The organism is Amycolatopsis sp. NPDC006131, assembly GCF_040614175.1.
GTDB classification, from domain to species: domain Bacteria; phylum Actinomycetota; class Actinomycetes; order Mycobacteriales; family Pseudonocardiaceae; genus Amycolatopsis_E; species Amycolatopsis_E tucumanensis.
The window spans coordinates 1-9850 of sequence record NZ_JBEXTX010000181.1 but is presented as its reverse complement, the minus strand read 5'-3'; the positions used below and the strand labels follow the sequence as shown (position 1 = coordinate 9850).

At 71.9% G+C, this 9850-nt stretch carries 12 protein-coding genes; 5 read left to right on the top strand and 7 right to left on the bottom strand.

Annotation, left to right across the window (positions count from 1 at the left end; translation table 11 throughout):
- Positions 1-118 precede the first annotated feature (118 nt).
- Together ABZ215_RS41975 and ABZ215_RS41970 are read right to left on the bottom strand one after the other, a co-directional pair.
- Positions 119-553, bottom strand: coding sequence for an SRPBCC family protein (locus ABZ215_RS41975; protein WP_237340213.1), 435 nt, complete (start codon positions 551-553; stop codon positions 119-121).
- Between the two features lie 56 nt (positions 554-609).
- Positions 610-975, bottom strand: a complete 366-nt coding sequence (locus tag ABZ215_RS41970; protein WP_020422978.1) for an STAS domain-containing protein — start codon at positions 973-975, stop codon at positions 610-612.
- A gap of 233 nt (positions 976-1208) precedes the next feature.
- On the opposite strand from ABZ215_RS41970, the gene ABZ215_RS41965 reads away from it, so the two are divergent.
- Positions 1209-1640: an ATP-binding protein gene (locus tag ABZ215_RS41965; protein ID WP_354956386.1), complete on the top strand. Its 432-nt coding sequence runs from the start codon at positions 1209-1211 to the stop codon at positions 1638-1640.
- A gap of 2 nt (positions 1641-1642) precedes the next feature.
- Here the strand turns inward: ABZ215_RS41965 and ABZ215_RS41960 are convergent, their stop codons facing one another.
- Genes ABZ215_RS41960 through ABZ215_RS41940 form a run of 5 tightly spaced genes read right to left on the bottom strand, consistent with a single transcriptional unit; the run spans position 1643 to position 5598 of the window.
- Positions 1643-2938: a SpoIIE family protein phosphatase gene (locus ABZ215_RS41960; protein WP_020422976.1), complete on the bottom strand. Its 1296-nt coding sequence runs from the start codon at positions 2936-2938 to the stop codon at positions 1643-1645.
- Positions 2935-3933 carry a SpoIIE family protein phosphatase gene (locus ABZ215_RS41955; RefSeq protein WP_020422975.1) on the bottom strand — a complete coding sequence of 333 codons (999 nt, stop codon included), beginning with the start codon at positions 3931-3933 and terminating at the stop codon, positions 2935-2937. The genes ABZ215_RS41960 and ABZ215_RS41955 overlap by 4 nt, the downstream gene beginning before the upstream one ends.
- The gene (locus tag ABZ215_RS41950; protein WP_020422974.1) at positions 3930-4355 is read right to left on the bottom strand and encodes an anti-sigma regulatory factor; all 426 of its coding nucleotides are present in this window, start codon (positions 4353-4355) and stop codon (positions 3930-3932) included. The genes ABZ215_RS41955 and ABZ215_RS41950 overlap by 4 nt, the downstream gene beginning before the upstream one ends.
- Positions 4352-4729: an STAS domain-containing protein gene (locus ABZ215_RS41945; protein ID WP_020422973.1), complete on the bottom strand. Its 378-nt coding sequence runs from the start codon at positions 4727-4729 to the stop codon at positions 4352-4354. Before ABZ215_RS41945 ends, ABZ215_RS41950 begins: the two co-directional genes overlap by 4 nt.
- Positions 4729-5598 (bottom strand): STAS domain-containing protein, encoded by an 870-nt coding sequence (locus ABZ215_RS41940; protein WP_020422972.1) that lies wholly within the window; start codon positions 5596-5598, stop codon positions 4729-4731. Before ABZ215_RS41940 ends, ABZ215_RS41945 begins: the two co-directional genes overlap by 1 nt.
- 148 nt (positions 5599-5746) lie before the next feature.
- Between ABZ215_RS41940 and ABZ215_RS41935 the strand changes: the two genes are divergently transcribed.
- The 4 genes from ABZ215_RS41935 to ABZ215_RS41920 form a co-directional block, all read left to right on the top strand.
- Positions 5747-6115, top strand: coding sequence for an STAS domain-containing protein (locus tag ABZ215_RS41935; RefSeq protein WP_020422971.1), 369 nt, complete (start codon positions 5747-5749; stop codon positions 6113-6115).
- A gap of 156 nt (positions 6116-6271) precedes the next feature.
- Positions 6272-6697, top strand: coding sequence for a DUF6292 family protein (locus tag ABZ215_RS41930; RefSeq protein WP_235716314.1), 426 nt, complete (start codon positions 6272-6274; stop codon positions 6695-6697).
- 84 nt (positions 6698-6781) lie between these two features.
- A complete protein-coding gene (locus ABZ215_RS41925; RefSeq protein ID WP_020422969.1) occupies positions 6782-7135 on the top strand; it encodes an STAS domain-containing protein in 354 nt (117 codons plus the stop codon).
- 53 nt (positions 7136-7188) lie between these two features.
- Positions 7189-9850, top strand: a 2662-nt coding sequence (locus ABZ215_RS41920) for an ATP-binding protein (RefSeq protein WP_354956383.1), incomplete at its 3' end; no start/stop codon positions are given.

The window sequence follows — 9850 nt, the reverse complement described above, 5'->3', positions numbered from 1 at the left end:
GGCCGCAAGGTTGGCATGCTCGGCCGCCGGTTGGCAGCGGATGTTGCGGCCCTGGCTCAAGGTGATCGTCCAGTGTCAGGCGACGGGATGACCACCCAGCCCGGCTTGAGCTCAAAGATCAGCGGTGCACCGCGATGTCCGCCAGCCGCTTCAGGCTCTCGGTGTTCCGTGGTGCCAGCATGGCTGCCTGAACCGGCTCGGGCAGCAGGCTGAGCGGGCCGCGCACCAGTTTCTCCGCCATCTGCACCTCCGTGCCGCCCTCGGTGTCGGGCGTGAGGGTCAGCGTGATCTTCGCGGCGCCCATCGGCCACATGCGGGCCTCCAGTTCGAGGAGCTTGTTCTCCTCGACCGCGAGCACGCAGCTCACGTCCTGCACGTTGAACGGCCACGGCCCGACGCTGTGGTGGATCCGCGAACCGACCTGGGGCCAGTGGCTGTCCACCTGCCGGATGTGCGAGGCGCCCACGACCCAGCCCGCGTACGTCCAGCCGTCGGCGAGGACGGTGAACACCTTTTCGGGCTGGACGGGAATCCGCTTGCTCACCACGATCATGTCTCGCTCCCCGGCTCGGTCCACCGGCAGCGAGTACCCGCGCGGGAGCGGGGCAATCAGCTCGCTTCGGTCGCGGGCGGCGCCACGGCTTCCTCGAGCGACGACGTGATCCGCAGCTGCTCGTCGAGCCGGGTCACCTCCAGCGGCCGCAGCACGGCGCGGCTGGTGGCCACGACCCGCAGCTCCACCGAGTTCTCCTCACACTTCTGCTGCGCGTTGACCAGCAGGCTCAGGCCGATCGACCCCAGGAAGGTCACCCCGGACAGGTCGACCACCACCGGGCCCGGCGGCTGGGCTTCGGCGCAGGCGGTCTGCACCTCGCTCTCCAGGTCGGGCGCGCTGGTCAGGTCCACATCGCCGGCGGCGGAGACCACGATGGCCCCGTCGATGAGGCGTCGCGTGACACGCAACTCGGTGGTCACCCGAGATACCTCCTACTGTCGTCGTTCACCGCGTCCTGCCGTCGGCGGACCACAAGGAAGCTGCACCGGTACCCGGAGCCGCCACGGCAACAGGCTGGCGGCTCAACCGTCCGCCGATCCTAACCGGGCTTCACCGCGGGTGAGGATCGGGGCGGAAAGTGGTTAACCGGCCACGTCCGGGGAACCACCAACACAGCCGATACGCGAGCAAGGACCGCTGGCGGGAGGACACTGTGAGGACCGACGGCTCGCGCCGACCGACGAAGCACCACAGCAAGCCGTCGGAGTGGCGGCGCGCGGTGACGCGGTTGCCGGAAGAGGCGCCGGCGGCCGGCCAGGCCAGGGAGTTCGCCACCTCCGCGCTGCAGGCGTGGGAGGTGCCCGCGGACACCCGCGAGGACATCGTGCTGGCCGCTTCCGAGCTGGTCACCAACGCCGTCGAGCACGGGCAGGGCGAGGTCACGGTGGTGCTGCGCCAGAACGGCGACCGCCTGCTGCTGCGCGTGTGGGACGACGACCTGCACGTCCCGGTCCCGCGCCCGGCCGAACAGGATTCGGTGCGCGGCAACGGCCTGGTGATCGTCGAAGCGGTCAGCGAGTCCTGGGGTTACGAGACCGGCTCGGACGGGAAGTGGGTGTGGGCGGAGTTCGCCCTCCCGCGCTGAGTTCAGCGCGGCGCCGGGATGTGCCGCGCGCCGCGGCGGGACGGGCGCTCCGGCTGCGCCGACCACCGGCACAACAGCAGGCACACGTCATCGTCGTGCTCGTCCTGGCCGAGCATCTCGGACAGGATCCGGTCGCCCGCCTCGTCCGTCGGCAGCCCGGTGACCTCGGCGAACGCGCCGGTCAGCCGGGCGAGCCCGTCGTCGAGCACCTCGGCCCGCCGCTCCACCAGCCCGTCGGTGTAGAGCAGCAGGTCGCTGCCCGGCGTGATGGTCTCCTCGTACTCGGCGATGTCGAACGCGAACGGCACCCCCAGCATCGGCGCGTTCGGCCGCTCCAGGTGCCGGACCCCGTCCTCGCCGCAGGCCAGGATCGGCAGGTGCCCGGCGCTGGCCCAGCGGATCCGGCCGGTCTCCAGCTCCAGGTCGGCGACCACCGCGGTGGCGAACAACGTGCTGTCCAGCCCGCGCAGCAGGTGGTGGGCGAGCCGCAGCGCCTCCGCCGGGCCGTGCCCTTCCGCGGTGTAGGCGCGCAGCGCGTTCTGCAGCTTCCCCATGACCACGGCCGCGTCGAGACCGTGCCCGGTGACGTCACCCACGGTGAGCACGATCGTGCCGTCGGCCCTGGTGAACGCGTCGAACCAGTCGCCGCCGATGTTCACCCCGGTCGCCGCGGGCCGGTAGCGGGCGCACAGCTCCAGCTCGTCCGGGGTGCTCAGGGTGGGCAGCATCGCGTGCTGCAGCCGCTCGGCCAGCTCGCGCTCCCGCTCGTACTCGCCCGCGTTGCGCAGGCCGACCGCGGACCGCGCGGCGACCGCGGTGAGGAAGGACACCTCGTCGCCGGTGAACTCGCTGTCCCGGTGCAGCTCGAGCACGCCGAGCAGGTGCGGGCCGACCGTCAGCGGGAGCAGCAGCCGCTTCGGCTCGATGTGCGCCTGGTGCCCGGTCGCGACGCGCTTCACGTCCGCGTCCGGCGCGCTGTCCGGCCGCGGCAGGCGCTTGAGCTTGCGGGTCTCGTCCGTCACCAGCCACACGCCGGCGCAGTCGGCCAGGTTCTCCCGCTCGATGAGCCCGACCAGGGCTTCCACGACCTCCCGGCCGCGCAGCGAGGCCGACACGCTGCGGCTCACCTCGTCCAGGAACGCCGACCGCTGCCGCTGCAGCTCGACCTCGGCGTGCAGGGCCAGCAGGCCCGCGTTGGTCTGTTCCAGCTCCGACTGGTGCAGCCGCAGCTCACGTTCCTGCCGCGCGATGGTCTCGCGCAGCTCGCGGAGCAGGTCCTCGGTGGTGGCTTTCGTCACCGGCCACCACCTCCCGCGATGACCACCACGCACGCGTCGTCCCGCCCGCGGCCACGCTGCCCCAGGATCCAGCCCGCGACGGTGGCCGGGTCGTGGTTGAACAGGCCGGGCCAGTCCGTGTTGCTCCACTTGTCCGAGATCCCGTCGGTGTGCAGGACCAGCCAGCTGCGGGAGGACCACGAGTACGCGGAGTCCGACGGCCGCGGCCGCGCGGCGACGCCGACGATGCCGTGGCGCGACACGATGCGCTGCACGGGCCCGTCCTGGTCCGCGTAGAACCGGGTGGACACGTTGCCCACCCCGCAGAACCGCATGCGCCCCTCCGCCGGAGTCAGCTGCGCGACGGCCACGGTCGCGCCGCGCGTGGAGGCGAGGGACGGCTGCATCAGCTCCAGGATACGGGCCGGTCGCAGCTCGGCGTGTGCCGCGACGGTGGAGATCGCCGCGTCACTGGCCCGTGCGGCCAACTGGCCGTGGCCCAGGCCGTCACTCACCGCGATGGTCACGCTATCGTCCGTGGTTTCCGCCGTCCAGCGGTCGCCGCATTCCGCTTCACCCGGAGCGGTGAGGATCGCGCTGCCGATCCGCAGTCCACCGGGCAGCGGTGACGGGCCCGCGTGCCAGCGCGCGAGCACGGAAGTGCCCTGGCCACGCCTGCTGTAGACGTCGAACACGTCCGCGGCGCGGCGCACCGCGCCGAGGCCGCCGCCCAGCGTGCCGGTGGTCGAGTAGCCGTCGCGCATGCTGTCCTCGATCCGGCCGATCCCCGGACCGCAGTCGACGGCGACGACGTCCAGCCTGCCCAGCGCCGGCACCACGCTGAACACCCCGCGCCCGGCGTGTTTGAGCAGGTTGGAGGCCAGTTCGGTGGCGGCGAGCGACACCAGGTGAACCCGCTCCAGCGGCAGCCCGGCGCGGGTCGCGGCCGACGCGGCGACGACCCGCGCGCGCCCGACGTGACTCGGTTCGGTCACGATCAGGTCGTCGCGGGTCACGGTCCCGCGCTTCTGCGGACGGACATGCTGATCTCCACCCTCGTCCCGCGGCCCGGCGCCGAGTCGATCCGGAACTGGTCGGCGAGCCGTTTGGCGCCGCCGAGGCCCAGGCCGAGGCCGGACCCGGTGGTGAAGCCGTCCGCCATGGCCGCGTCGATGTCCGGGATGCCCGGCCCCTTGTCGGTGAAGGTCATCCGCACCGTCGGGTTGCCGCCGAGGTCCTCGACGGCGATTTCCGCCTGCCCGCCGCCCCCGTAGACCAGGGCGTTGCGGGCCAGTTCGCTGGCGGCGGTGACCAGCTTGGTCTGCTGCACGAGGCTGAACCCCGCGGTGGACGCCGCCGACCTGGCGGCGTGCCGCACATGCACGATGTCGTATTCGTCGTGGATGGCGACCGTGTTCGTGGCAGGCGCGCGTGTCACCGCAGCGCCGTCCGCGATGACCCCGGTGGCGGGGCGAGTAGTGAGAGACCCTCCTCGACGGAGAGCGCCGTGGACAGGCCGGGCAGGGTCAGGCCGAGTTCGACCAGGGTGATGGCCACGGCAGGCCGCATGCCGACCACGACGGTGCGGGCCGCCATCAGCGAGGTGATGGCCGCGATGTCGTGCAGCGTGCGGGCGAGGAACGAGTCGATGATGTCCAGCACGGACACGTCGATGAGCACACCCCGGGCGCGGGTCTCCACGACCTTCTCGGTGAGCTCGGATTCGAACTCGGCCACCGACTGGTCGAGGAGCTCCTCCTGGATGGTGACCAGCAGGACACCACTCAGGTTGACGATCGGGATGCCGGCCATCAGACCACGCCCGGTACCGCGGACGAGCCCACCTGCAGTCCGAGCCGGTTGAGGGCGTAGGCCAGCGCGTCGGCCAGCCGGGCGCGGGTGGCGACCTCGCCGAGGTCGATGCCGAGCTGCACCATCGTGTTGGCGATCTGCGGGCGGATGCCGCTGATGACGCACTCCGCGCCCATCAGCCGGGCCGCCATGGCGGTCTTGAGCAGGTGCTGGGCCACCATCGTGTCGACCGTGGGCACACCGGTGATGTCCAGGATCGCGACCTTGGCCTGGTGGGTCATGATCGACTGCAGCAGGCTCTCGGTGGCGACCTGGCTGCGCATGCTGTCCAGGGTGCCGATCAGCGGGATCGCCAGCACCCCGTCCCACAGCTTGATCACCGGGGTGGACAGCTCGGTCAGCTGGTCGCGCTGGATGGCCAGGGTCTCCTTGGCCGAGGCCAGCGCCGATTCGACGAGCACCAGCCGCAGGGTGTCCACGGCGCTGGAGAGCAGCAGGGCGCCCGCTGTGAGCAAGTCCGCATCCGCGGTCTCCTGCCACAGGCGCAGCAACGGCTTCTTGAGGTCGCTCACCTCGACGGCGGTGCGCGGGCTCACGCCCTGGTTGCCGTCGAGTTGCGACGCCAGCGCGGTGAGCAGCGAGCGCAGGTCGTTGAAGCCGTCGGCGGCGGGGCTGTCCACGTCACCGGCCGCGATGGCCCGGCGGATCCCCCGCAGAACCTCGGCGCTGTCGCCGGCGGCCTGGTCGGAATCCTGCGCCACCGAGCGGAAGAACGGTGAGTCGGCCCACTGCGCGACGATCGTTTCCTTTTGGGCGTCAAGGAAATCGCTGACCACGGCGGTGATCTGGCGGTCGGAGGTTGTCGTCATCGCTCCCAGGCTCCAGCATGGTGGATGGTCGCAGGCACGCGAGCACGCTCCACGAAGTTCGTTGCTTTGCGGCAAACTTATTGCACACGGCCGCCGGGCGACAACCGGGGCCGAAGCCGACGCCACGATTTTGGAGAGAGTTCGAACCATGACGACGGACGAAGGCGCGACCAGGTCCGCCACGGCTTCCGTGGTGCGCACGGAGGCCAGCGGGGACAGCGGACGTGTGCTGCTGCTCGGTGAGATCGACCACGGCGCGGTGGACCAGCTGGACCAGGCCGTGGAGAAGCTGCTCGGATCCGGGGTGATCCACCTGGTGCTCGACTTCGAGGGCCTCAACTTCTTCGACTCGGCCTGCATCAGCGCTCTGATCAGGGCGAAGACCAGCGCGGAGGAGCAGGGCGGCACGGTGAAGCTGGCCAACGTGGACCGCTACGCGCGGCGCATCCTGGACATCACCGGGTTGCTGGGCTCGTTCACCATCGAGGGTGAGGAGTCACCCAGCGCTCGTGCGTGAGGCAGCCCGCGTGCACACCCACCGTGAAATGGCAGGTTTGGGATTCGCGAGCCAGGGGTAGCCCGGCTGGGCCATGAGCGGTTTCAAACCCGTCAAGGGGCCGGTTTCCGGCGCGGCGTCAAGCAGGGGCGCCCCGCCGGGTATCTGGTGGGCGAAGTGCGAGGGCAGATGTACCTGGAATACGAGGACGCGCAGGCGCGGGGGCTGCGGCGGTACGTGCGACTGGTGACCGAGGCTCTGGGGCTGGGCGGCAACGCCTACTTCGTGCAGATCGACCCACCACCGGCCAACGCGTACCTGGCGCTGGAACGGCGCCTTCCCGAATTCCCCGACCGTGACGCCGCCCTCATCTGGAGTGAGGACACCGGCTGGTCGCTGGTCGTCGAATCGCACTGCGGCGAGGACCTGATCGTCCTGGCCTACCTCGGCGCCGACGTCCTGCCCGCGCCGCGGGTGGTGGCGCGGTTCGCCGAGGACCTGTGCGACGGCGTCGCGGCCGGTGTCCTCGAGCCGCCGGTGTGGGATCCGGTGGACGTCCGGGAGCGTCTGGCCGCGTACTCCGCGCCGGCGCTGGCGGGCTGACGAAGCTCGAGATCTGCCGACTTCCCGGTCCCGCATTAGGCTGAACGCACCATAGGTGTCCCTACGCGTGTCCGGGAGGTTCCGTTGGCCGAAGAAGCTTTCGCGGTGCGTCACCGGGTGACCGGGGACGCCGTGGTGGTGACCGTGTCCGGCGGTGTGGACCTGTGTTCCGCGCCGGCGCTGATCAGTGAGATGGACCAGGCCCGCCGCGCGGCCGTGCCGCCGCAGCCGGTGATCGTCGACCTGTCCCGCGTGGACTTCCTCGGCTCCGCCGGGTTGTCCCTGCTGGTCGAGGCCGAGCAGCGGTGTGCCGAAGCCGGCACACCGCTGCGCCTGGTCGCGTCAAGCCGCGTCGTTTTGCGCGCGCTGGAGGCGGCCGATCTGCGGCAGGTGTTCACCGTTTCCGAGACTCTCGAATGCGCCCTGGGTGAGGGCTGACACGGTCGATGACGCATCCGGCTGATACGTCTTATTTGGACACAGTGGGTGAAATGGGGGCGATGGTCGCCGCGCGCGACTGGTCGGCGACCGCCCTCGGCCCGATCGCGGAGTGGCCGCGCGAGCTGCACGCCGCGCTGCGCCTCGTGCTCTCGTCGCGGTTCCCGATGCTGGTGTGGTGGGGGCCCGAGCTCACCGTCTTCTACAACGACGCCTACCGCCCGGCGATGGGCGAGAAGCACCCGCGCTACCTCGGCCGCCCGGCGTCCGAGTGCTGGGCGGAGGCGTGGGCCGAGCTGGGCCCGCTGTCGCGCCACGTCCTGACCGGCCAGGGCGCCACCTACTCGGAGAACCAGCTGCTGTTCATCGACCGGCACAACTACCTCGAAGAGACGTACTGGACGTTCTCCTACAGCCCGATCTCCGGTGAGCGGGGCGAGGTGCTGGGCATCCTGGTCGCCGTCCAGGACACCACCGAGCAGGTGGTCCGCCAGCGCAGGATGGAAGTGCTCAACGACCTCGGCGAGGTGTCGGCCGCCGGATCGGTCGCGCAGACCGCGCGCTCCGCCGTCGCCGCGCTGGGCCGCCACGGCGCCGACCTGCCGTTCGCGCTGGCGTACTTGTTCGACGAGGGGCAGGCGTCGCTGGCCGCCGCGTACGGGATCGGTCCCGGGGAGCGCGCCGCGCCCGCGGTGCTGGACCGCGGCGGGGAACCGGTCTGGCCGTTGTGGGACGGCGGGACCAGGGTGTGCGACGAGCTGCGGAAGCGGTTCGGGCCGGACTTCGTGCAGCCGGTGGTCGTCGGCACGGCCGCGCCGGACCGCGCCGTGGTGCTGCCGCTGGTCGCCGCAGGCCGGGCGGAGCCGGTGGGCGCGCTGGTGCTCGGGGTGTCGGCCTACCAGGCGCTGGACGCGGACTACCGGGCCTTCCTCGAACTGCTCGGCGGGCAGGTGTCGAGCCTGATCACCGACGCGCTCGCCTACGAGGGCGAGCGCCGTCGTTCGGAGGCGCTGGCCGAACTGGACCGCGCGAAGAGCGAGTTCTTCGCCAACGTCAGCCACGAGTTCCGCACCCCGCTGACGCTCATCGCCGGGCCGGCCGAGGACGCGCTGGCCGACACCGCCGAGCCGTTGCCGCCCGGTCAGCGCGAGCGGCTGGAGCTGGTGCACCGCAACGCCGGACGGCTGCGGCGGCTGGTGAACGACCTGCTCGACTTCGCCAAGATCGAGGCCGGTCGCCTGCAGCCGGACGCCACGCCGCACGACCTGGCCGCGCTGACCACGGAGATCGCGGAGAGTTTCGCCCCGGCCGTGCGACGCGCCGGGCTGCGGTTCGAGATCGACTGCCCGCCGCTGTCCCGAGCGGTGAACGTCGATCCGGACATGTGGGAGAAGATCGTCCTCAACCTGCTGTCCAACGGGCTCAAGTACACGCGGGAGGGCGGGGTCGCGGTCCGGCTGCGGGAGGTGGACGGGCACGCCGAGCTGACGGTCGCCGACACCGGCGCCGGCATCCCGGCCGACGAGCTGCCGAGGCTGTTCCAGCGGTTCCACCGGGCGCGCGGGCGGGAGGGCCGCTCCCACGAGGGCGCCGGGATCGGGCTGGCGCTGGTGCAGGAACTGGTGCGGTTGCACGACGGCACGGTGTCGGCGGATTCGGTGGAGGGGGCCGGGAGCACCTTCTCGGTCCGGTTGCCGCTCGCGGCGGTCGCGCCCCCGGCGGCCGTCGACCTCGCGCTCGCCGCCGCGCCCGCCTACCGCGAGGAAGCGCTGCAGTGGCGCCTCGACGGGGAAGGCGAGACGGCGCAGCCCGGCGAGCAGCCGGGGCCGACGCTGCTGGTGGTCGAGGACAACACCGATCTGAGCCGGTTCATCGCGCGGATGCTGCGCCCGATCGGCCGGGTCCTGCTCGCGCGGGACGGCGTCGAAGGGCTGGAGCTGGCGCGGCGGCACCGCCCGGATCTCGTGTTGTCGGACGTGATGATGCCGCGCCTGGACGGGTTCGGGCTCATCCGGGCGCTGCGGGCGGAACCGGCGACGAAGTCGGTGCCGGTGCTGTTCCTGTCCGCGCGGGCCGGGGTCGAGGCGGCGGTGTCCGGTCTGGAGGCCGGCGCGGACGACTACCTGCCGAAACCGTTCTCCGGCGCGGAGCTGCTCGCGCGGGTGCGGGCGAACCTGGCGCTGTCCGGTCTGCGGCGGCGTGAGTCGGAGTTCCGCCGCGCGTTGTTCGAGTCGTTGCGGGAGGGCGTGTTCGTCGCGGACAGCGACGGCACGGTGGTCGAGGTCAACCCGGCGTTCGCCAGGATCACCGGGTACGGCGCGGAAAGCGTGCCGATGGCCTGGCCGTACCCGTGGCTGGGTGCGGACGCCGCGCGCGTGCCGGCCACCGATCTGGTGGGCTACCTGGGGGACGGGCACGAGGTGTCGGTCCGGGTGGAGCGCCCGGACGGGCGCGAGGCGTGGGCCGCGCTGACCCTCACGCGCGTCGCCGAGGACGACGGGCGGGCGTGGCTGGTCGGGACGTTGCGGGACGTGACGGTCGAGAAGAAGGCGGCGGACCGGGAGGCGGTGCTGGCCGCGTTCGCCGCGGACCTGGCGGCCGCCACCGATGTCGCCGAGGTGCTGAACGCCGGGGTGTCGGCGCTGCGGGCGATCCTCGGTGCGACGCGGGTGGTGGCGGCGATCTGGCCGACCGTGGAGAGCGGCGGGTTGCTCG